The following is a 24,317-nucleotide window of genomic DNA, read 5'->3' as shown; positions in this document are numbered from 1 at the left end:
AAATCCTTCCGTTCAGTCTTCGATCTCGGCGAACTCGAACTCATCGATTTCGTCTTGGCTCAGCCCCAGGAGGGGCACGTCGGACGGGGTCAGTCCGCCGATGTCGGGGGAATCGACCAGTGCGGCCATGTCGGCCAGGGCCTGCGCGTACGCGTCGGCGAGTTCCTGCACCTCGCCGGCCGTCGACAGGCGGGCCGGCCAGGCCCAGGTGGTGAGCAGCTCGGGTCCGGAGGCGGCGTCGCGGGCCACGGCGTTGACCGTGAGGGTGTGGGTCATGGGCATGTTCGGGTCGGCGCCGCCGCCGGCTTCTCCGTCGTCGATGACCGACCAGGGCTGTGGCTCCGTGCCGTTGTGGCCGGTCGGCGCCGGGATGCGTCCCAGGTAGTTGAAGAGGACATGGGATGTGGGGAGGGCCGCGAGGCGGTCGGCGGCCGCCGGGTTGAGGTACCTGAGCAGGCCGTAGCCGAAGCCGTTGTCCGGGGCTGCCCGCAGCTGCTCCTTCACGTACTTGAGGCCGTCCTCCGGCCCACGACCGCCACCGACCTCCTGCACGTCGAGGCGGACGGGCGCGACGCTGGTGAACCAGCCGACCGTCCGCGAGACGTCGAGGTCGGGGCTGATCTCCTGCCGCCCGTGGCGCTCCACGTCCACGAGGAACGGCGGCGTGGTTCCGCCGAGCCGTGCCGTGCGACGGTCGACGGCCAGCATGAGGGCTGCGAGCAGGACACTGTCCGGTGCGCAGTTGAAGGCCTCGGGCAGGGTGGTCAGCAGCGGCCGCGCCAGTTCCGCCGGAAGTGTCACGCTGAGGTTCTCGGCGGTGCCCCAGGTGTCGCGTGCGGGTTCGAGGGCGGCGGGCACCTTACTGAAGGGCGGCTCGGTGTCCGCGGCGAGCCGCTCCCAGAAGGGCAGCTCACCGATGCGCCGTTCCGCCTCGGCGGTCGTGTGTTCGGCCCAGCGGCGGAAGGACGTGTAGACGGGCTGGAGGCTCGGCTGCCGACCTGCGGCGACGGCCTTCCAGGCAGAGACGAGGTCGGGCACGAGGATGCGCCAGGACACGGCGTCGACGGCCAGGTGGTGGAGCGTGATGACCAGGCTGCCGTACGCGTGAGGTCCCGCGTCGAGCCAGACGACGTCCAGCATCCGGCCGTTCGCCGGGGCCAGGCGGCTGCCCGCCTCGGCCGCCTGCTCGACCGCCAGCTCCCGGAGCCGCGCATCCCCCAGCCCTGCGGCCTCGATGCGGGACAGGGACGATGCGGCGGAGACCGTGCCGGGCGGCAGCACCTCCAGCTGCCACGTTCCGTCGTGGGAGGCAGCGAGCCGGGCCCTGAGGAGGTCGTGGTGGTCGATGACCGCCTGCACCGCGGCCGTGAGGTCCTCGCGGACGAGGCCGCCCGGGGTCACGAGCGTGACCGACTGGCTGAACCGGTCGATGACGTCGCTGCGTTCGCAGAGCTGCCGCATGACCGGTGTCAGCGGCACCATGCCGGTGCCGGAGTCCGCTGCCGCGCCGGTGCGCTCGTCCACCTCGACCGCCACCGCCGCGAGCGCTTCGACGGTCTTCCGCTCGAACACCTGCCGCGGTGTGACGATCAGCCCCGCGGCGCGTGCCCTGGCGACGAGCTGGATGGAGACGATGCTGTCGCCGCCCATCGCGAAGAAACTGTCGTCCGCGGAGACCTCGTCGATTCCCAGTACGTCGGCGAAGACCGCGCAGAGCGTGCGCTCCTTGTCGGTGCGGGGAGCCCGACCGCCCCCGCCCGCATAGTCGGGTGCGGGCAGGGCCGTCCGGTCGAGCTTGCCCGTCGGCCCGAGGGGAAGGGCGTCGAGCTCCACCAGGGCAGCCGGGACCATGTAGTCGGGTACGGCACCGGCAAGGCGGACCCGCAGGTCTTCGGGCTCGACGCGTACGTCAGCGTCGGCGTCGGCAACCAGGTAGGCGACGAGCCGCTTGTCTCCCGGCCGGTCCTCGCGGACGACGACCACGGCCTGGGCCACGTCCGGGAACGACTCCAGCACCGCCTCGATCTCGCCCGGCTCGATGCGGAAGCCGCGCACTTTGACCTGGGTGTCGGTGCGGCCGGCGAATTCCAGGGTGCCCTCGGGCCTCCATTTCACCCGGTCGCCGGTCCGGTACATGCGCGTACCGGAAGGACCGAACGGGTCCGCCACGAACCGCTCCGCCGACAGGTCGGGGCGGTCGACGTAGCCGCGGGCCAGGCCCTCACCGGCGACGTACAGCTCACCGATCACTCCGCAGGGCACGGGCTGCAGCCCCTCGTCGAGCACGTACAGCCGCGTGTTGTCGAGCGGCCGGCCGATCGGAATGGGAGAGGTGTCCTCGCTCCCCGCGGGCAGCGCGTGGTGGGCGACGCACAGGGTCGCTTCGGTCGGCCCGTAGCTGTTGGTGAACCGCATGCCGCGGGCGTGGTCCCGCACCTTCCGCACCGCTGAGGGCGAGACCGTGTCACCGCCGACGTAGACGTCGCGGAGGGTGCCGAAGCTCTGGGGTGCGCTCTCGGCCACGGCCCGGAAGATGCCCTCGTTGAGCAGACCCACGGTGACCCGTTCCGCCGTCATGGTGCGGGCGAGCTCGGGGACGTCCGCGGCCACGGTGCCCGAGGCCACAAGAGTGGCACCGCTGAGGAGCCCGCCCCACACCTCGTAGGTGGAGGCGTCGAACGACGGCGACGAGTGGACGAGGACACGGTCCTCGCCCGTGTGCTGCCAGTACCGGTCGGAGACGAGCGCGACGACGTTGCGGTGGGTGACGGCCACGCCCTTGGGCCGCCCGGTGGAGCCGGAGGTGAACATGACGTACGCCAGGTCGAGCGGCCGCACCGGCGACGCCGGATCGGCCGCCGCCGGCACGCCTGCTGCCGGCACGCCCGATGCGGGCAGCTCCTCGACCTGCAACGCGTCAAGACCGTCGCCGAGGTGCCGGTCCGGGAGCAGGGCGCGGGTCGTCCGGTCCACCACCACGGCGGTGCTCCGGGAATCGCCGAGGATCAGCTCCAGGCGCGCGGCGGGGCTCCGTCGGTCCAGGGGTACGTACGCGGCTCCGACGTGCACGAGGGCGACGGTCAGGGCGATCTGGTCGAGCCAGCTGTCCAGCAGGAGCGCCACGCGGTCGCCCCGCCCGATGCCGCGTGCAGCCAGTCCGTGCACGAGCTGCCGTACGCGCAGGCCCAGCTCGGCGTAGGTGAGCTCGACGCCGCCGCCCACCAGCGCGAGGGCATCGGGCGTACGCGCGACCTGGGCCTGGAACAGCTCCGGCAGAGTCGCCCCGGGAAACGCGTGAGCCGTGTCGTTCCACTCGACGAGCATCCGCCGACGCTCGTCAGCGGCAAGGACGCTGACGTTACGGATCGGCTGGTCGGGGTCGCCCGTGACCGTTTCGAGGAGCCGGGACAGCCGCTCGGCGAGCTGCTCGACGGTGGTGCGCTCGAACAGATCGGTGCGGTAGTCCAACTCGCCCAGAAGGCCGGTCGGAACCCCGTCGAGCCCATGGGTCTCGGCGAGGTTGAGGGACAGGTCGAACCTGGCCGCCGGGATGTGCACCGGCTCGTCCTGCGTCTGGATGCCGGGCAGGTCGAGATCGGGTTGCGCGTTGTTGTGGAAGGCGAGCATGACCTGGAAGAGGGGGTGGCGGGCCATGGAACGCGTGGGGTTGAGGATCTCCACCAGTCGCTCGAACGGCACGTCCTGATGGGCGTACGCCGCCAGGTCGGCTTCCCGCACCCGTTCGAGGACCTCGCGGAACGTCGGATCGCCCGACAGGTCGGTCCGCAGGACCAGCGTGTTCACGAAGAACCCGACGAGATCGTCCAGGGCGTCGTCGGTACGGCCGGCGATCGGCGTCCCGATCGGAATGTCCTCCCCGGCGCCCATCTTCGACAGCAGGACCGCGAGCGCGGCCTGCACCGTCATGAAGACGCTGGCTCCGCTGGAGCGGGACAGCTCCAGCAGCCGCGCGTGCACCTCCGCCGGGACGCGGACGTCCACGGAGTCGCCTTCGTGGGAGGCGATCGGGGGGCGCGGGCGGTCGACCGGGAGCTCCAGCTCTTCCGGGAGGTCGGCGAGGGCCTGCTTCCAGTAGGCGACCTGGGCCGCGATCACGCTCTCCGGGTCGTCCTCGTCACCGAGGACCTCGCGCTGCCACAGCGTGTAATCCGCGTACTGCACCGCAAGGTCTTCCCACACCGGGGCGTGCCCTTGGCAGCGGGCCGCGTACGCCAGCGACAGGTCCTTCGCCAGCGGCGCCATCGACCAGCCATCCGCCGCGATGTGGTGGACCACCATGACCAGGACCCACTCACCAGGGGCGTCGGTGACCTCCAGCAGGCGCACCCGCCACGGCAGGTCCCGCTCCAGATCGAACCCGGCGGTGACTTCTGTTGAGATCGCGGCCGCCATCCCGACCTCGGAAACCTGCTCGACGGCGCATGCCGGAACCCCCGCGACGCCCCGCAGGATTTCCTGCCGCGGCTCGCCGTCCACCTGCGGGAACACCGTCCGCAGGCTCTCGTGCCGGCCCGCGACGTCCGCCAGCGAAACCCGCAGCGCCTCCACATCCAAGGCGCCGGTCAGACGCAGTACGAGAGGGATGTTGTACGTCGCCGACGCACCTTCGAGTTGGCCCAGGAACCACAGACGGCGCTGGGCGAACGACACCGGGAGAACGTCCGGCCGCACCCGCCGTTCCAGCGCATGCCGGACCCGAGCACCGCCTTCGAGCCGGTCCACCAGGCCGGCGACGGTCGGGGCCTCGAACAGGGACCGGATGCTCACCTCCACCCCGAGGACGGACCGGATCCGGCTCACCAGGCGGGTCGCCAGCAGCGAATGCCCGCCGAGGTCGAAAAAGCCGTCATCGATCGACACGACGTCCACGCCGAGGATCTCGGCGAAGAGCCCGCACAGGATCTCCTCGCGCGGCGACCGCGGACTGCGCCCCGACGCATCCGTGATGTATTCGGGAGCCGGCAGCGCCTTGCGGTCCAGCTTCCCGTTCGGCGTCAACGGCAGCGCATCGAGCACGACGAAAGCCGACGGCACCATGTAATCCGGCAGCCGCTCCGCCACGTGCCGACGCAGGACGGCAGCGTCGAAGCCCGCGGTCGTAGCCACCACGTAGGCGATGAGCCGCTTGTCCCCGGGCTGGTCCTCCCGTACGACCACGGCCACCCGGCCCACCGATACGTGATCCGCCAGGACCGCCTCGATCTCGCCCAGCTCGATGCGGAACCCCCGCACCTTCACCTGACCGTCAGCACGCCCGATGAACTCCAGAACACCGTCCGCGGACCACCGCACCACATCACCGGTCCGGTACATCCGCGAGCCGGGCACCGTGGCGAACGGGTCCGCGACGAACCGCTCCGCCGTCAGACCCGCACGCCCCAAATAACCCCGCGCCAACTGCGCACCCGCAATATAGAGCTCCCCCGCGACACCCGCAGGAACCGGCGACAGCGCAGCATCCAGCACATACACCCGCGTATTCGCGAACGCATCACCAATCGCCGGCGGCAACAGACCACCAGACCCACCACCCACCACACACGACGTCGCCCACACCGTCGCCTCCGTCGGCCCGTACAGGTTGACCACCTCACGGCCCAACCCACACATACCCTCCGCCAACACCGAAGGCAGCGCCTCACCACCCACCAACATCCGCAGACCCCCCACCGACCCGGGAACCTCCGCCACCAACGCCTGCCACAACGACGGAGTCGCCTGCATCACCGACACACCCGACCCGCGCACCAACCCACCCAGCACAAACGGATCCCGAACCTCCTCCCGACCCGCAACCACCACACACGCACCACTGACCAACGGCAGATACAACTCCAACGCCGCAATATCGAACGCAACCGTCGTCACCGCCAACAACCGGTCAGACGAATCCAACCCACACCGCAAACCCACCGCCGCCAGAAAACTCACCAACGCCGCATGCGAAACCACCACACCCTTCGGCCGACCCGTCGAACCCGACGTATAAATCACATACGCCGGATGAGCAGGCAACACCGGATACGAGCGATCGCTGTCGGACAGATCTGCGCTGTCCCGGTCTGCGACGGCGTGCCGGACTCCGGGCTCGTCGAGCACCAGGCGCGGTGCGGCGGCGTCCTGGGGCAGCACAGCCGCCGTGTCCGTATCGGTGACCACCAGTACCGGTTCGGCGTCCGCGAGCATGTACGCGATCCGGTCCGCCGGGTACTCCGGGTCCACCGGCACATAGCCCGAACCGCTCTTGACCACCGCGAGCAGCGCGACCACCAGTTCGGCCGACCTGGGCAGCGCGACGGCAACGAGCTTCTCCGGACCCGCACCGCACGCCACCAGATGCCGGGCCAAACGATTCGCCCGAGCGTTCAACTCCGCGTACGACAGCTCGACCCCACCGCAGACCACGGCAACGGCATCGGGAGTGCGCGCCACCTGCGCCTCGAACAGCTCCGGCAACGTGGCATCCGGAACCTCGGTCACATCCCCGTTCCACGTGGTCAGGATGTGCTCGCGTTCGTCGGGCCCCAGCAGTTCGATCTCACTGACGTGCAGGTCAGGATCGGTAACGACCGCTCGCAGTACGCGCGTCAGACGGTCCGCGAGGTGCTGGACAGTGCCCTCGGCGAACAGATCCGTCCGGTAGTCCAGCTGCCCCCGAAGGCCCGCGGGGTTCCCGTCCACGCCGTGGGTCTCCCCCAGGCTGAAGGACAGGTCGAACTTCGCCACTGACCCCTGGACCTGTTCCGACCGCACGCACAGGCCGGGCAGCGCGAGATCCGGGTCCGAGACGCTCTGGACCGTGAGCATGACTTGGAAGAGGGGGTGGTGGGCCATGGAACGCGTGGGGTTGAGGATCTCCACGAGCCGCTCGAACGGCACGTCCTGATGGGCGTATGCGCCCAAGTCGGCTTCCCGGACCCGTTCGAGGACCTCGCGGAACGTCGGGTCGCCCGAGACGTCGGTCCGCAGGACCAGCGTGTTCACGAAGAACCCGACGAGGTCGTCGAGCGCGTCGTCGGTACGGCCCGCGAGGGGGGTCCCCAGCGGGATGTCCTCGCCGGCGCCCATCTTCGACAGCAGGACGGCGAGCGCGGCCTGCACCGTCATGAACACACTCGCCCCGCTGGAGCGGGACAGCTCCAGCAGCCGCGCGTGCACCTCCGCCGACACGCTCACGTCCACTGAAGCACCCTCGTGCGAAGCGATCGCGGGGCGCGGGTGGTCGACCGGGAGCTCCAGCTGCTGGGGAACCTCAGCCAGGGTCTTACGCCAGTAGGCGACCTGGGCGGCGATCACGCTGTCCGGGTCGGCCTCGTCGCCCAGGACCTCGCGCTGCCACAACGTGTAGTCCGCGTACTGCACCGGAAGCGGCTGCCACTCCGGGGCGCGCCCCTGGCAGCGGGCCGCGTACGCCTGCGAAAGGTCCCGGGCCAGTGGTGCCATCGACGAGCCGTCCGCTGCGATGTGGTGCACCACCATGACCAGGACCCACTCACCCGGAGCGTCGGCGACTTCCAGCAGCCGCACCCGCCACGGCAGGTCCCGCTCCAGGTCGAAGCCCGTGGCAGCCCACCGGCCCACGACCGAGGCAACACCATCGGCAGCCACGCTCTCCACGCTGACCGCGGGAACCCCCGCGGCGCCCTGCCGGATCTCTTGCCGCGGCTCGCCGTCCACCTGCGGAAATACCGTCCGCAGGCTCTCGTGCCGGCCCGCGACGTCCGCGAGTGCCGCCTGCAGCGCCTCCACATCCAACGCACCCGTCAGACGCAGTACGAGAGGGATGTTGTACGTCGCGGAGACGCCTTCGAGTTGGCCCAGGAACCACAGACGGCGCTGGGCGAACGACACCGGGAGAACGTCCGGCCGCACACGCCGTTCCAGCGCATGCCGGACCCGAGCACCTTCATCGAGCCGCTCCACCAACCCCGCGACGGTCGGCGCCTCGAACAACGACCGGATGCTGACCTCGACCCCGAGGACGGACCGGATCCGGCTCACCAGGCGGGTCGCCAGCAGCGAATGCCCACCCAGCTCGAAGAAACCGTCGTCGATCGACACCGACTCGACACCGAGGACCTCGGCGAAGAGACCGCACAGGATCTCCTCCCGCGGCGACCGCGGACCGCGCCCCGACGCATCCGTGATGTATTCGGGAGCCGGCAGGGCCCGCCGGTCCAGCTTTCCGTTCGGCGTCAACGGCAGCGCGTCGAGCACGACGAACGCCGACGGGACCATGTAATCCGGCAGCCGGTCCGCCGCGTGCCGACGCAGGACGGCAGCGTCGAAGCCCGCGGTCGTAGCCACCACGTAGGCGATGAGCCGCTTGTCGCCGGGCTGGTCCTCCCGCACGACCACGGCCACCTGGCCCACCGAGGCGTGATCCGCCAGTACGGCTTCGATCTCGCCCGGCTCGATGCGGAAGCCCCGCACCTTCACCTGAGCATCGGCGCGGCCGACGAACTCCAGGACCCCGTCCGCGGACCACCGCACCACGTCACCGGTCCGATACATCCGCGAACCCGCAACCACCGCGAACGGGTCCGCGACGAACCGCTCCGCCGTCAGATCAGAACGGCCCACATAACCCCGAGCCAGACCAGCACCCGCAACATACAACTCACCCGCCACACCCACCGGCACCGGCGACAGCGCCGCGTCCAACACATACACCCGCGTGTTCCACACCGGACGCCCGATCGGCACCGTGCCATCGCCCGCCCGACACTCCCACAACGTCACGTCCACCGTGGTCTCCGTCGGACCGAACGAGTTGAACACCCGACGCCCCGAAGCCCACCGCCCAACCAACCCCGCCGACGACGCCTCACCCGCCAACACCAACGTCAAACCCGCAGGAAGAGCATCCTCCCCCAACACCTCCAACACCGCCGGCGGCAACGTCGCATGCGTCACCCCATGCCGCACCACGAACCGCGACAACCCCTCACCCGCGACCCGCTCCTCCAACAACGGCACCACCAACACCGCACCCGACAACAACGCCATCCAGATCTCCCAGACCGACGTGTCAAAGCTCACCGAAGCAAACTGAAGAACCCGGGCACCCAACCCCACACCCAGACCCTCAACCTGCGTCCCCGACAAACTCGCCACACCCGCATGCGACACCACCACACCCTTCGGCCGACCCGTCGAACCCGACGTATAAACCACATACGCCGGATGAGCAGGCACCACCGAAGCCAGACGGTCCACATCCACGAGGTCCACCGCGCCCAGCTCCGCAACGGCTTCCTGCACCGAAGGGTCGTCGAGCAGCAGGCACCGTGCGGCGCTGTCATGGGGCAGCAGGCCCACGGTCGCCGTATCCGTCAGGACCAGCACGGGTTCTGCGTCCGCGAGCATGTACGCGATCCGGTCCGCCGGATACTCCGGGTCCACCGGCACATAACCCGCACCGCTCTTCAACACCGCGAGCAACGCCACGAACAGATCCACCGACCGCGGCAAAGCCACCGCCACCAGACGCTCCGGACCCGCACCACACGCCACCAGATGCCGGGCCAAACGATTCGCCCGAGCGTTCAACTCCCCATACGACAGCTCAACCCCACCGCAGACCACGGCAACGGCATCGCGAGTACGCGCCACCTGCGCCTCGAACAGCTCCGGCAACGTGGCATCCGGAACCTCACGAACCGTGTCGTTCCACTCCACCAACACCCGCCGACGCTCATCGACACCGAGGACATCGATCTCCCGAACCGACCGACCCGGCTCGGCAACGACGGCGTTCAGCACGTGCAGCAGGCGGTCGGCAAGACCCTGAACGGTGGCCTCGGCGAACAGGTCCGTCCGGTAGTCCAGCTGTCCCTCAAGACCTGCGGGCTTCCCGTCGGTGCCGTGGGTCTCCCCCAGGCTGAACGACAGGTCGAACTTGGCCACCGCACCCTGGAGGGGTTCCGCGTCAGCCCGTACGCCCGGGAGGTCGAGCTCGGGTCGGACGTTGTTCTGGAAGGCGAGCATGACTTGGAAGAGGGGGTGGCGGGCCATGGAGCGTGCCGGGTTGAGGATCTCCACCAGTCGCTCGAACGGGACGTCCTCATGCGTGAACGCAGCCAGGTCGGCTTCCCGGACCCGTTCGACGACGTCCAGGAACGTCGGGTCGCCCGACAGGTCGGTCCGCAGGACCAGCGTGTTGACGAAGAACCCGATCATGTCGTCGAGCGCGTCGTCGGTGCGGCCGGCGATCGGCGTGCCGATCGGAATGTCCTCCCCGGCGCCCATCTTCGACAGCAGCACCGCGAGCGCCGCCTGCACCGTCATGAAGACACTCGCCCCGCAGGAGCGGGACAGCTCCACCAGCCGGGCATGCACCTCCGCCGGAACACGGACGTCCACCGCAGCACCCTCGTGCGATGCGACGGCGGGACGCGGGTGGTCGACCGGCAGCTCAAGCTGCTCCGGCAGGTCGGCCAGGGCCTGCTTCCAGTAGGCGACCTGGGCCGCGATCACGCTCTCCGGGTCGTCCTCGTCACCCAGGACCTCGCGCTGCCACAACGTGTAATCCGCGTACTGCACGCCAAGCGGCTGCCACACCGGGGCATGCCCCTGAGACCGGGCCGCGTACGCCTGCGAAAGGTCCTTCGCCAGTGGTGCCATCGACCAGCCGTCCGCTGCGATGTGGTGCACCACCATGACCAGAACCCACTCGCCGGGCGCGTCGGTGACCTCCAGCAGCCGCACCCGCCACGGCAGGTCCCGCTCCAGATCGAACCCGGCCGAAGCCGCTTCGATCGCTGCGGCAGCGACGCGATCGGTGGTCACCGGCTCCACACGGAACTCGGGGCTGCCCGCGTCCGCGTCCAGGACGAGCTGGCTCGGCCGGCCGTCAGCGTCCTGTGGGAACAGGGTGCGCAGGCTCTCGTGCCGGCCCGCGACGTCCGCCAGCGAAGCCCGCAGCGCCTCCACGTCCAGCGCACCCGTCAGACGCAGCACGAGCGGAATGTTGTACGTCGCCGACACGCCTTCGAGCTGACCCAAGAACCACAAACGACGCTGCGCGAACGACACCGGAAGAACCTCCGGCCGCACCCGCCGCCCCAACGGCTCACGAACCCGACCACCCTCATCGAGCCGCTCCACCAGGCCCGCGACGCTCGGAGCCTCGAACAACGACCGGATACTCACCTCCACTTTGAGCGCGGACCGGATCCGGCTCACCAGCCGGGTCGCCAGCAGCGAATGCCCACCCAACTCGAAGAAACCGTCATCGATCGACACGACGTCCACGCCGAGAACCTCGGCGAACAGCCCGCACAGGATGGTTTCCTGCGGTGTCCGCGGTCCTCGGCCCGCGCCCACCGCCTCGTACTCCGGGGCCGGCAGGGCCCGCCGGTCCAGCTTTCCGTTCAGGGTCAGGGGGAGGGCGTCCAGTGCCACGAGCGCCGACGGCACCATGTAGTCCGGGAGCCGCTCCGCGACGTACGCACGCAGTGCGGCCGTGTTCACGCCGGTGGGGTCGATGCCTGCGGGCGGCACCACGTAGGCCGTGAGCCGCTTGTCGCCGGGGGTGTCCTCCCGGAGGATCACCGAGGCCTGGCCGACCTGGGCGTGCCCGGCCAGGACCGCTTCGATCTCGCCGGGCTCGATGCGGAAGCCGCGTACCTTCACCTGGTCGTCGACGCGGCCTATGAAGTCCATGGTGCCGTCGGCGAGCCAGCGCACCACGTCCCCGGTGCGGTACATCCTGCCGCCCGGTGTGCCGAAGGGGTTGGCGACGAAGCGGCCGGCGGTCAGTTCGGCGCGGTTGAGGTAGCCGCGGGCCAGGCCGTCGCCGGCGATGTAGAGCTCGCCGCTGACTCCCGGGGCGACGGGGCGCAGCGCCTCGTCCAGGACGTACAGCTGGGTGTTCCAGAGGGGCCGGCCGATGGGGACGGAACCGTCCGGTACCCGGCCGACTTCGCGCAGCGGGTTGACCGCGGAGAAGACGGTGGTTTCGGTGGGGCCGTACTCGTTGGCGACGACCGTGCCGGGGCAGGCTTCGAGGACGCGGCGGACGGCGGTGGGCGAGACGACGTCGCCGCCCGCCCAGATCTCGCGGACGCCCTTGAAGCAGGCGGGGTGCTCTTCCGCGAGGACGCGGAAGAGGCCGGCGCTGACGAACAGGCCGGTCACGTTCTGCTCGGTGATCACCTTGGCGAGGTCGGCGGCGTCCATCAGGCCTGCCGGGGCGACGACGACGGTGCCGCCGGTCAGGAGCGGTGTCCAGATTTCGAAGGTGGACGCGTCGAAGGCGTACGGGGAGTGCATGAGCACGCGTTCGTGCCGGCCGGAGGTCCAGTAGGAGTCGGCCGCCAGGTGGACGACGTTGCGGTGCGTGTTGGCCACGCCCTTGGGCTTGCCGGTGGAGCCGGAGGTGTACATGACGTACACCAGCTGCTCGGAGTGGAACGTGACCTGTGGTGCGAGCGGGGGCGCCGTCCCCCACATCGTATCCGTGTCGTCCTCACCCGAGGACGTGACGCGGATGACGGGGACGTCCGCGGTGAAACCGATGTCGTGCTGGTCCCGATCGGTCAGTAGGGCCATGGCGGCGGTGTCCTGGAGGATGAACTCGGACCGGCCGGCCGGTTGGTTCGGGTCGATGGGTACGTACGCGCCGCCGGCCTTGAGGACGGCGAGGGACGAGACGACGACGCCGATGGAGCGTTCCTGGAGGACGGCGACCCGGGACTCGGCGGTGACGCCGGCGCGCCGGAGCCGGCGGGCCAGGCGGTTGGCGGCGGCGTCCAGTTCCGCGTAAGTCAAGACGGTGGCGCCGTCGGTGACGGCGTGGGCGTCGGGGGTGCGTGCCGCCTGGGTTTCGAAGAGTTCGTGGACGCAGATGTCGTGCGGGTAGCCGACGTCCGTGTCGTTCCAGGTGTGCACGATCCGCTCGCGCTCGTCCGGTGCGACCATGTCGGCCTGGCGCAGGGGGGCGCCGGGATCCGCGACGAGCTGCTCCAGCAGGCTCAGGTACCTGGTCTGGTGGGAGGAGACTTCCTGCCGGTCGTAGAGGGCGGAGTTGCCGTCGAAGTCGATGGTGGGGCCCCGGCCGTCGTCGGGGTCGCGGACGACGATGGAGAGGTCGGGTACGGGTCCGCTCGACAGGTTGTGGGGGGCGCCGTGGAGGTCGCCCAGGGATATGCCGTCGTTGAACGAGATGATGTTGGCGACGACGTTCCAGATGCGCTGGGTCCGGTTCCCTCCGCGGATCTCCCGGATCAGGTCCTCCGAGCGGAAGCGCTGGTGGCGCAGCGCCTGGTTCACCTCGGTGGTGGCCCGGCCGAGGAGGTCGCTGAAGGATTCCTCGCCGGAGACCGTCAGGCGCAGCGGGAGGACGTCGGAGAGGGTGGTGACGGTGTTCCTGGCGTGCACCGACTTGCGGCCCGTGACGGGAAGGCCGACCAGGACGTCCTGTTCGCCGGTCATGCGGCTGAGGTAGACGAATACGGCCGCGATGAAGACGACCGCGCGTGTCGTCCTGTGCTCGTGGGCGAGGTCTCCGAGCGTGTCGCTGGCGGTCGCGTCCAGCTCCGTGGTCACCCGGGTGACGCGTCCGTTGACGCCGGGCTCGCGTGACGCGAGGGTCGTCGGGTGCGGGCGGTCGGCGAACTTGTCCAGCCAGTAGGCGCGGTCGGCGGTGAACTTCGGCGAAGCGAGGTACTTGCGGTCCTCCTCGCGGAGCGGTTCGAGCCCCCGCGGGACGACTGCTTCGAGCGCGTTGCTGCCCGGCGACCGGAGCGACATGTAGATGTCCCCCAGGCGCTGCTGGAACAGCATGCCGCCGTAGCCGTCCATGAGGAGGTGGTGGAACCTCGCGTACCAGAAGTAGCGCCGGTCGGAGATCCGGAAGAGGGCGAACGACCAGAGCCGGTCGGTGAGGACGTCCACGCGCCGGCGGAGGTCGGCGTGCATCCATTCGCGCGCCGCCGCCTCCGGGTCGGGCCGGCCGGAGACGTCGATGTACCCGACGTCGGGGACGAGGGAGGGGTCGAGCGTCTGCCGTACGCCTTCGGGTCCTTCGCTGAACCGCTGGTGCAGCGCTTCGGACTCGCGGAACGCCTGCCGGCAGGCCTCCTGGAACAGGGCGACCTCGATGTCACCACGGAAGTCGACGTACTCGGCGATGTTGTAGGCGTGGCCCGAGGGGTCCAGCTGGTGGCCGAACCAGATTCCCGTCTGAGCAGTGGACAGTTCCGTGTGCTCGCGCTGCTCCTCGGACACCCTCATCACCTCACGCTTGAAGCCAACAACTGGAACGGGCAGCACGACGGCGCACCGGTGCTCGGTGTGCGGGTGTGCGGGGTGGGCGCCGCCGGGCCCGTGTCTCGCTCTTGGCGGGCCGCCGATCAGCAGGCGTCTCGTCTCGCTTCGAGCACGCTGAAGAACGAGTCCGGGAGCGGGGTGACGTCCGAAAGGTGCAGGCCCGCCCGCCGGAGCAGGGACCGGTACTGGTCCAGGGTGCGCTCGCGGCCGCCGAGGACGACCATCATTCCGAGGTCGCTCCACCAGGCGGGGTGGGCTGCGCCCGATTCGGGAAGGAGCATTTCGCAAATGAGCAGGCGGCCGTCCGCGGGGAGTGCCTCGCGGCTGCGGCGCAGGATGGTGACGGCGTCGTCGTCCTCCCAGTCGTGGAGCACGCTGCACATCAGGTGGGCGTCGGCTCCGGCGGGGATCTCCTGGAAGAAGTCGCCCGATTCGGTCCGGCAGCGGTCTCGCAGTGGAGCGAGTTCGCCGGAGACCTCGGCGCGTTCGACGACGCTGCGGCGGTCGAAGAGAACTCCGCTGACGTGCGGGTTGGCGGTCAGGATGGAGGCGAGGACGGCGCCCTTGCCGCCGCCGATGTCGAGGAGGCAGCGGGTGTCGTTCCATGCGGGGAGGGTGGCGAGGCCCGCGTAGAGACGGCCCGCCCGCTCCCGCATGCGTTCGTCGAAGGTGGCGCCGACCTGGCCGTCGCTGTCCTTGTGGGTGAAGAATCCGGCGCCGAACTGGCTGTCGAAGGCCGGCCGGCCGGTGGCGATGGTGTCGACGGCTCCGAGCCAGGCGCGGTAGGAGTCGACGTTGCTGAGGGTCGCCCGCATCGAGACGGGCGAGTCGGTCTGGAGCAGTTGGCCCAGCCGGGTGAGGGCGAAGCGGCCCTCACCGTGGTCGGTGAAGAATCCGCAGCTGGCAAGGGTCCGCAGGAGCCGTTCCAGGGCTCCTGGCGACAGGTCGAGCGCCCCGGCCAGCTCCTCCACCTTCCGTTCGGAGTCGCTGAATTCGTCCGCGACGCCCAAGTGGGCGGCGACGGACAGCGCGTACGGCAGTACGGCGACGATGCTGTCGTCTGCCATGCGCAGGAATTCGCGGACCACCGGGTCGGTCGCGGTCGCGATGACGTGCTCTCGGTCGGTACTCACCCGGGTGGGCCTTCCGTTCATTGCGTCAGATCGGTGGGCGTCTTCAGGAGCTCGTGTCGCCCATGGCGTCCACCAGGCTCTTCGGGCGCATGTCCACCCAGTTCTCGTTGATGTAGTCGAGGCAGGCCTGTCGGGTGTCCTTGTCGTGGACGACGGTCCACCCTGCGGGCACCACGGCGAATGCGGGCCAGAGGGAGTGCTGTCCTTCGTCGTTGACCAGAACGGTGTAGACGCCCTCGGGGTCCTCGAACGGGTTGGCCATCGGGTCTTCCTTCCTTGCAGAACGGATTCCTCAGTGCCCGGTGCGGCTGTGTGCACCAGGTTGTTCAGCGGCCGGACGACGGCAGGCGCAGGAGCGCGCAGGCCACTGCTCCGTCGGGGTCGACAGCGCTGACCAGCGCCAGACGGTCGCCGTCGTGGCCGCGGTCGTCGGCGGCGTGCTGTGCGGTGCTCAGCAGCGCCGCGATCTGGAAGAGGGACGCGGCGGCGGAGGTGTCTCCGATCAGCGATCCGATCGCGGGCCGGGAGACCGCCTCCGTGCCGAACGTGTCCTTGAGGAGCCGGGCCTCCCCCGGATCCGGTGTGCCGCCGCAGCTGCTCGGCATGGCGGCCCAGACGTCCCCGGCCGCCACTGCGGCGGCGTCGAGCACGGCGGACAGGCAGGAGCGCAGGGCGGCGACGGGATCGCCGTCCACGTCGATGCACGAGGTGACCGCCAGTACCTCGGCCAGGACGGTGCGCTCGGCGCCGATGCCATCGGGCCGCTCCAGCAGGAGGACGGCGGATCCCTCGCCCAGTGCCGCGTCCGCGTCGCGGGCGTGCCGCCGGTGGTGCTCCAGCCAGGAACGGGCCTGCGAGTACTCCTCGGTGGCGCCGACGACGACGCGGTCGGCGCGGTGCTGCGCGAGCAGGCGACGGCCGTGTTCGAGGGCCATGAGGCCCGATACCCGTCCGGCTGCGAGGGTGCTGTTCGGTCCGCGGAGGCCGTGGAAGATGGCGCTGGCCGAAGTGGCCCTGTTCATCGCCATGTTCGGGATGGCCACGGGCGGGACGTCCTGGGGGCGTCGGCCTTCGAAGGAGGCACGGGTCACGTCTGCGTATCCCTGTGCGCTGCCGGCGGTGGTACCGAGCACGATCCCGGTGGTGAGACCACTGTCGTCGACGATGTCGGGCGCGTGCCGCAGCAGCTCGCGCACCGCAGTGATCGCCAGGCCGGTGGCGCGGTCGAGCCCCCTGGTCCCGGCCTTCCCCAGTACTTGGCGGACCTCGAAGTCCGGTACGAGATGGGCCAGCGGCTCGGCGACGACCCCCCACACGTCGGTGTCGGGGCGCCGGGCGGTCGTGCGGCCGGCCGACAGTCCCCGTTCGAAGGGCTCGCGTCCCACCCCGAACGGCGACACGGCCGACCAGGCGGTGATGACGGGGCGCTGCGGCCGGCCGGCCCCGGTGCTCAGCACGGCTGCTCCTTTTGCGCCGTCGGCTCCTGGTCGGGGTTCTGCACCGCCGGTGGGGTCCGTCGGCCGTCGGGGCTGCCGAGGACGAGGACGGCGTTGTTGCCGCCGAAGGCCAGGGCGCTGTTCTGGACGATCCGCACGTCTGCTTCGACGGACCGGTTGGGTGTGCAGTCGACGGCGCATTCCGGGTCGGTGTGCCGGTGGTTGGCCGTGGGGGGCACGAAGCCGTGGTGGATGGCGAGGGCGCCCGCCACTGCGCCGAGGGCGCTGGCCGCGCCCATGGTGTGCCCGATCATGGACTTGACTGCGGTGGCGCGGGGCAGCTGCTCGCCGAAGACGTCGTGCATGGCCTGCACTTCGGTGATGTCGTTCGTCTGGGTGCCGGTGCCGTGCGCGCAGACGAGGTCGACGTCTTCGGGGCTGATTCCGGCGTCGTCCAGGGCCAGGCGCATGCAGCGGCCCACGCTTTCCCGTTCGGGAGCGACGGGGTGGTGGGCGTCGCAGTTCAGTCCGTAGCCCATGACTTCCGCGTACACGCGGGCGCCGCGGGCGTGCGCGGAGTCGGCGTCCTCCAGCAGGAGCATGCCGGCTCCCTCGCCGAGCAGGAGGCCGTCGCGCTCGGAGTCGAAGGGGCGGCACTCCTCTTCGGCGACGAGGCCGAGCCGGGTGAACCCGGCGAGCGTCTTGCGGCACAGCACGTCCGATCCGCCGACGAGGGCGTAGTCGGCTTCGCCGGACCGTACGGCGTCGAGTCCGGCGCCGATGGCGTAGTTCCCCGCAGCGCAGGCAGTGGCGATCGAGACGGCTTCGACGTTGGGGAGGCCGAGCTCGCGTGCGAGGTGTACCGAGAGCTGCGATGCGGGGACGCGGCGGGCCAGGACGGCCGGCATGTCTTCGAGGCCTCCGGGGAGGACGGCCTCGACGATGCCGTCCAGGTCCGGTACGCCGCCGTCCGTGGTGCCGACGGCGATGAACCCGCGCCGTCGCTCGTGCAACTCCGACGCGCTCAGTCCTGCGTCCGACAGGGCCATGCGGCTTGCCGCAATGGCGAATCCGGCGGCGGGTCCCACGTCTTCCAGGGGAAGGTGGTGAATCCAGTCCCCGGGTTCGAAGTCCGTCACCTGGTGTCCGCGCCGCTGCGGGAAGTCCCGGGTGTCGAACCGGGTGATGTCGGTGGTGCCCGAGCGTCCGGCCCGCAGCGCGTCGGTGAACGGCCCGACGCCGTTGCCGATGCTCGAAAGAACGCCCATGCCGGTGATGACCACTCTCCGGCGCCTGCCGTTCGTACTGTCCCCCGTGCTCGTCATCTACCTTGCCTTGGCCGTTTCGAGGATCTCCAGCACCGTCTTCAGGTCGACCATCCGTTTCAGGTCTTCCCGCGCGATTTCGATGTCGAGGGCCACCTCGATTTGACTCTGGATTTCCACGGCGTTCATGGAGTCCGCACCGTAGTCTTCCCGGAACCGTCCGGCGGGGGTCAGCTCTTCCTCCTCCAGTTCGAGCACTTCGCAGATTATTTCGCGGACTTTCGCCTCGCGCTCGGCAGGAAGCACCGTTGCTCCTTTCCCTCAGGCCGTGACGGCACAGGTAATGCATTCTTGTTCGGGCAGGGTCTGTCGGTCCAGCGATAAATTGTGGATGTCGCCCATGTCACTTGGCGGGGAAAGAGCGTTCGTACGCGTCGCTGTGCAGACCGTGCCGGTAGGTTTCCACCCTGAGCAGCTCTTCCAGTCGCACGTTGCCCAGGGCGACGCCGGCGCCGAAATGGTCGAGCAGTGCGAATTGGCTCGACTTGGTGGGTGCCTCGAATATGAGGCGGTCGAGTCCGAATTCATCCGCGAGCGTGTCGGCGAGTCCGCGGCTCAACTGGCCGTGGGAATCGAAGAGCCCGACGTCGGCGGCGTTCTCACGGCCTTCGACGACAAGATGGGTGGCGCCTTCGTTGAGCCATTGGCCGCCCTCTGCGATGAGCCGCTTCGTCGTCTCCTCGTCGAACGCCCCGTCGTGCTTCCCGCCTATCTCGTAGGTGACCGTGAGGCCGCGGGCCGTCGCGGCCTCCAGTACGCGTCCGGGGTGGGGGTCGGAGCGGGTGAACCCCTGGCCCGCCTCGATGCCCGTGACGCTCAGCCGCCGGCACAGGTCGAGGTACTCGTCCAGTCGGCCGAGGTCGGCGGCAATCTCGAACATGCCTCCGCCGACCGTCACCGCAAGGCCGTGGTCCCGGGCGGCCCGGATCTTCTGCTGCAGGCTGCTGTCCTCGATGAGCAGCCACGTCGCCATGGAGAGCTTGAGACCCGCCATCAGGGAGTGGCTCTGGGCGATGTGGGAGACCACCGTCGCGACGTCGTAGCCGGGGTCGAAGGGGTAGGTCCGGGGCGTCCGACGGACGACGCCGAGTGATGCGAGGAAAGCCCGTTGCGGGGATTGCGCGCCGTTCGCTTCGGACACGATTGCTCTTTCTTTCACTGAAAGGGGTTACCTTTCCAGTCGAGTTCCCACGCCGTTCTCGACGGCCCGTCTGTAGACGGCGGCCGAGCAGGCGATGTCTCCGACGGCCTGTCCGATGGGGTTGAAGAAGATGGTCTCCTCGGGCTTCTCGCGGCCCGGACGTGCGCCGGTGACGAGCTGCGAGAGGTCCGCATGGCAGCGTTCGGGACCGAAGGTGCCCTGCTGCGCCATGGTGTGGAGAAGTTTCCCGGGACGCATGACCTGCTCGTAGCAGTCGACGACGACCTTGTCGCTGGCGAGGACGACGTCCGGCATGGGGTCTGCGAGCGAAACGTTCAGGAACAGGGAGCCGCGCGGCACCCACTCGGCGGGGATCCACGGCCCGGGGGCGGTGGTGACCACGAGGATGACGTCCGCGTTGCGCAGGCATCCGGCGGCGTCGTCGTGAACGGTGACGGTCACCCCGTGCTCCTCGCGGGCCCAGCGCGCGAAGGACTCCGCCTGCCGGGGGGAGACGTCATGGACCTCCACCGCCTCGGGCCTGCCCCACGTTTCGCACAGGAGGGACAGGTGCGTCCTGGCGAGGAGACCGGTTCCCAGGATCGCGAGGCGCCTGCCCTCGGGCGCCAGGTGCCGGCAGGCCAGGGCGGAGACCGCAGCGGTCCGCCATGCGCTCACGACGGAGCCGTCCATGACGGCGACGGGGTAGGCGCTGTCCGCGTCGTTGAGGACGATCACCGCGGAGGCCCGCGGTAGGCCTCGGACCTCCTGGTTGTCGTGGGCGCTGCCGATCCATTTGATGCCGGAGAGGTGGACCTCGCCTCCCACGTAGGCGGGCATGGCGATGATGCGGTCGGTCGGGTGCGGGCGGTCGGGCCGGCGCAGGTAGGGCTTGAGCGGTTGCACCACGTCGTCGGCGGCCTGGGCGCGCAGTGCGGCCTCCACGGCTTCCACGAAGAGGGTGTGTTCGGAGCCGACGGCGCGTTCCACGTCGGCGGCCGACAGGTAGAGCAGCCCATCACGTGCGATGGGGTCCAACGCGTTCAAGATTCCCCCTGTGTCCCGTTCACTGCCGATCCGATTGCTCAGCTGTCGGCATGCTGACCGGTGTGTGAATACGTCGCGCTGTTGCCCGCCATCCGGCGGATGGCGCGGTTCACCTGCTGTGCGAATTCCTGCTCTTGTTCCAGCAGGTAGAAGTGACCGCCCGGGAAGGTGTGGCTGGTGAAGGTCCCCGTTGTGGCGTCCTGCCACTCGGCCACCCTATTCCAGGGAACTCCCGCATCGTCAACTCCGGCAAATGCGGTTATGGATGTGGAGATCCTGCGGAGGGGTTGCGGCGAATATTCCTGCACGAGTCGGAAATCTGCACGGACGGCGGGCAGCACCAACTCGCGGAGTCCGGGCTGGAGCATCGGATCGCTGTACGTGCCTCCGGTCCTGCGGAGTTCGGCGATCAGCTCTTCGTCGCTCTCTCCGGGCCATTCACGTTCCGGAGGCAGGTGGGGCGGAATCTGGGCGGACACGATGAGTCCGGCCGGGCGGCGGGCGTATGACATTTCAAGGATTCGTGCCACTTCGAACGCGACCCAGGCGCCCATGCTGTGCCCGAAGAGGACAAGGGGGGAATCGTCATCGAGGTGCGGTTGCAGGGCCTGGACCACTTGGGGTGCCAGGTCTTCCATGGTGGACGCGCACGGCTCGGATATCCGGTCCTGTCGGCCCGGGTACTGGACGGACAGCAGCTCTGTTCCGTCGGGTAGCCACGAGGCCCAGGAATGGTAGAAGGAGGCGGTGCCGCCGGCGTGCGGCAGGCAGAGGAGGCGTATCCGTACATCACGACATCGCCGGTTGCGCCGGATCCAGGACGCTCCGGCGGCAGGACGGTCAGAGGGCATACCCGCCTCCGCGCCCGTCGAGCGGGCTTCCCTGTCCGTCGGGAACGCCTTCCGTAGCTCCGGAAATACCTGCACCTAATGCCGCGAAACACGACACGCCGACACCCACACAGCGACGAACCATGCCATTCACCCCCGTGTGAGTCAGCATATGTGATGTTGCAGCTGTGAACAGGCCAAGATCATAGGGGAGTTGGGGGCCGAAGGCAACGAAGTTCGGCCCGTGAACGCCTGGTCACGCGGCGTGGTTGCGGCGTGACGCGGATGCCCCGACGGCCGGCGTTTCCGCAGGCAGAAACACCGGCCGGCCAAGGGTCACCCGGGCGTTCCGGGGCCCGTCAGGCCCTCTTCCCCGACCCCGCCCGCCGGACGCGCTCAAGCACGCGCACAGCGTCTTCGAGGGGGCTTTCCGGACTCAGCTTCTCGGCCAGCCGCTGGGCGTTCCGTGCGATGGCCGGGTCGGTCGTCGCCGTGACGATGCCCGAGCGGAGCGCCTCGGCCGTCAGTTCCCTGAACTTCACGGGCGGAGCCGACACGCCGAGGCCGTGGACGTGGTCCGCCCACATCTGCTGTTCGTTGTGGAACGGACAGGCCATCTGCGGGAGGCCCGCCACCAGGGCGGCGTTGTAGGTCCCGGTGCCCCCGGCGTGCACGGCGGCACGGACCCGGGGAAAGAGCCAGTCGTAGGGGACGTCCCTGACCACCATGACGTTCTCGGGCGGGTCGACCACCCGTATTCCGCCCCAGCCCTCCACGACTACCGCCCGCTCCCCGGCGGCGCTCACCGCCTCGACGACCAGTTCGCCGGTCGCCTCGGGATCTCCGCCGAACATGCTGCCGAAGCCCACGGAGATGGGCGTCGGGCCCTGCTCCAGGAAGCGCACCAGCTCGGCGGGCGGCTGCCAGTCCGGGCGGCGGGGCAGCGTCCAGAACCCGGTGGTGTGCACCCACTCGGGCCAGTCGGCGGCAGGCTTCAGGACGTGCGGGCTGAAGCCGTGGAGCACGGGTGTCGGGTTGCCGTGGACGTCGGTCCGGAAGTCCGTGTAGTCGTCCCGGGGCGCCAGCCCGAGGACGTCCGTACGCCACTGCCCCACCCAGTCCGACAGCGGTGGTTCGAGGGGCCTGTTGACGCGGGCGTGGTCCTCCAGGTTCGTCGCCGTGGGCCGCAGGCCGGGGCCCGGCGAGTACTCCCGGGAGACGACGTGGTGCGGGTAGAGGGAGGCGAGGACGTGCGGGACGCCGAGCCGCTCGGCGATCTGGTGCGTCACCTGCCGGGAGGACGGCGAATAGACGATGAGGTCGGCCCCGTCCGAAGCCGCGTCCCACATTTCCCGCATCATCAGCGGGAACACCCGTGGGAAGAGCGCGATCGTGGACTCCCGCAGCCGGCGCTGCACCTGTGGGTCGTCGTTGTTCAGGTACAGCCCGCGGACCTCGGGGCTTGACTGGAGCCGGACCAGTTCGTCATTGAGCGGAGCGAACGGAACATCGAATTCCGCGGCGAAGTCCCCGTAGAGACGCGGTCCGACGAGGGTGGCGGTGTGTCCTGCCCGGTTGAGGGCGTACGCCAGGGCCAAGTACGGCTGTACGTCGCCACGGCTCCCGTCCGTCACATAGACCAGAACCTTCAATTCCGTTCCTTTCTCGGGACCGGACCGGGAGCCGCTCTCGACACGGAGCTCTGGCGGCGGAATCGACGCGGCTCGCAACCGGCGGACGTACGTGATGGGGGGGGGGAACGGCGGGGGCGCCGCGCATCCGTGTGCCGCGGCCGTGCCCCGCTCGGGGACCGTCCCGGCCGTGCCTCGGGCGGGATCGTGTCGATCATACAGACAGCACATCGATGGACCGCGCCCCGCACCTCAACTCCAGCTCGTCCAAGGCCCCTTGTCGCGCTGCGCGCGAGGCCCGACGCTGCCGAGCGCCGGAGGCGTCGGCAGGCGGTTCCCACTCCGGCTGTGTCAGCGATCACTTGCAAAATGCCTCGGCCGCAGGTCAAATCAAGGGGTTACGGTGCGATCGGCCACGGGGGCATCCGAGGGTGCAGGCCATTTCCCGCCGCAGGCATCGCCGTGTTCCGGCACTCGTTCCCCCTGCTGCTCCGCCTGTCAAGCGCCCCGATCCGGAGCGGCTCCGAGCATGGATGTGACGACCCGTCGAAGTAGCAGAGGAAGCCAGGGAACAGGTGGATCAGAGCAGAGGGCGGATGGGTGAGGCGTCGGCCCCGATACACCACGGCGAGGTGCTCCAGGGGGTGTTCCGCGACCGGGGCACGGCGCGGCGCGGCCTCGTCACCCTCCCCTGCCCCCTGTACTGCGTGCGTGCACGCTTCGCGTCGGACGGCGGGACCGACGTCACCGTCTCCCCCGGCTGGCGCACCAAGGCCCGCACGGCCGCGCGGCTGACCGTGGCCGCCTACGGCCTGCCCGCGGGCGGACACCTGGAGATAACCAGTGACGTGCCGCTCGGGCGCGGGTTCGGATCGTCCACCAGTGACGTCCTCGCGGCGATCGGGGCGGTCCAGGACAGGTACGCGCTGCGCCTGACCCCGGAGGAGAAGGCCCGGCTCGCGGTGCGCGCCGAGATCGCGTCCGACTCGTTGATGTTCGACTCGACGGCCGTCCTCTTCGCCCAGCGGGAGGGCGAGGTCATCGAAGACTTCGGGCACCCCCTTCCGGCGGTGTTCGTCCTCGGCTTCGGGTCCAGGCCGGCACAGGGGGGCCGCGGAGTCGAGACCCTGTCCCTGCCGCCCGCCCGCTACACCGATGACGACGTCCTGGAGTTCGCGGAGCTGCGCGCCATGCTCCGCGAGGCCGTACTCGCCAAGGACGTGGCCCTGCTCGGCCGCGTGGCCACCGCCAGCACCCGGCTCAACCAGCGCCACCTCCCGGTCCCGCAGTTGGACCGCATCCTCAAGATCGCCGAGGAAACCCGGGCGTTGGGCCTCCAGATCTCGCACAGCGGGGATGTCGCCGGGCTGCTCTTCGACCGCGACGACCCCGCGCTCACCGTCCGCTCCACGCGCGCCGAGGGGTTACTGCGCGACATCGGCATCGTCGAGTCATGGAAGTTCACGACGAACGGATGAA

Annotated in this window: 11 protein-coding genes; 1 reads left to right on the top strand and 10 read right to left on the bottom strand. The window is 69.7% G+C overall.

Translation table 11 applies throughout. From position 1 onward, the window contains the following. Positions 1–12 precede the first annotated feature (12 nt). The 10 genes from OG974_RS31775 to OG974_RS31730 form a co-directional block, all read right to left on the bottom strand. Positions 13–14,253 carry an amino acid adenylation domain-containing protein gene (locus OG974_RS31775; RefSeq protein ID WP_331735221.1) on the bottom strand — a complete coding sequence of 4,747 codons (14,241 nt, stop codon included), beginning with the start codon at positions 14,251–14,253 and terminating at the stop codon, positions 13–15. 125 nt (positions 14,254–14,378) lie between these two features. Beyond that, the gene (locus OG974_RS31770) at positions 14,379–15,428 is read right to left on the bottom strand and encodes a methyltransferase (RefSeq protein ID WP_327286350.1); all 1,050 of its coding nucleotides are present in this window, start codon (positions 15,426–15,428) and stop codon (positions 14,379–14,381) included. Between the two features lie 43 nt (positions 15,429–15,471). Next, on the bottom strand, positions 15,472–15,690 hold the full coding sequence (locus OG974_RS31765; RefSeq protein ID WP_327286349.1) for an MbtH family protein: 219 nt from the start codon (positions 15,688–15,690) through the stop codon (positions 15,472–15,474). 64 nt (positions 15,691–15,754) lie between these two features. Further along, positions 15,755–16,885 (bottom strand): beta-ketoacyl synthase N-terminal-like domain-containing protein, encoded by a 1,131-nt coding sequence (locus OG974_RS31760; protein WP_327286348.1) that lies wholly within the window; start codon positions 16,883–16,885, stop codon positions 15,755–15,757. After that, positions 16,879–18,189: a beta-ketoacyl-[acyl-carrier-protein] synthase family protein gene (locus tag OG974_RS31755; protein WP_329316867.1), complete on the bottom strand. Its 1,311-nt coding sequence runs from the start codon at positions 18,187–18,189 to the stop codon at positions 16,879–16,881. Before OG974_RS31755 ends, OG974_RS31760 begins: the two co-directional genes overlap by 7 nt. Next, positions 18,190–18,435, bottom strand: coding sequence for an acyl carrier protein (locus OG974_RS31750; protein WP_327286346.1), 246 nt, complete (start codon positions 18,433–18,435; stop codon positions 18,190–18,192). Positions 18,436–18,532: 97 nt separating this feature from the next. Further along, a complete protein-coding gene (locus OG974_RS31745; RefSeq protein ID WP_327286345.1) occupies positions 18,533–19,330 on the bottom strand; it encodes a phosphosulfolactate synthase in 798 nt (265 codons plus the stop codon). Between the two features lie 27 nt (positions 19,331–19,357). Beyond that, positions 19,358–20,377: a 2,3-diaminopropionate biosynthesis protein SbnB gene (locus OG974_RS31740; protein WP_331735217.1), complete on the bottom strand. Its 1,020-nt coding sequence runs from the start codon at positions 20,375–20,377 to the stop codon at positions 19,358–19,360. A gap of 38 nt (positions 20,378–20,415) precedes the next feature. Beyond that, positions 20,416–21,228, bottom strand: coding sequence for an alpha/beta fold hydrolase (locus OG974_RS31735; RefSeq protein WP_331735214.1), 813 nt, complete (start codon positions 21,226–21,228; stop codon positions 20,416–20,418). 338 nt (positions 21,229–21,566) lie between these two features. Beyond that, positions 21,567–22,859 (bottom strand): glycosyltransferase, encoded by a 1,293-nt coding sequence (locus OG974_RS31730; RefSeq protein WP_329316864.1) that lies wholly within the window; start codon positions 22,857–22,859, stop codon positions 21,567–21,569. 575 nt (positions 22,860–23,434) lie between these two features. On the opposite strand from OG974_RS31730, the gene OG974_RS31725 reads away from it, so the two are divergent. Further along, positions 23,435–24,316 carry a kinase gene (locus tag OG974_RS31725; protein ID WP_331735211.1) on the top strand — a complete coding sequence of 294 codons (882 nt, stop codon included), beginning with the start codon at positions 23,435–23,437 and terminating at the stop codon, positions 24,314–24,316. Position 24,317 lies beyond the last annotated feature (1 nt).

Source organism: Streptomyces sp. NBC_00597, assembly GCF_041431095.1.
GTDB lineage: Bacteria > Actinomycetota > Actinomycetes > Streptomycetales > Streptomycetaceae > Streptomyces.
This window is presented reverse-complemented; position numbering and strand designations above follow the sequence as displayed.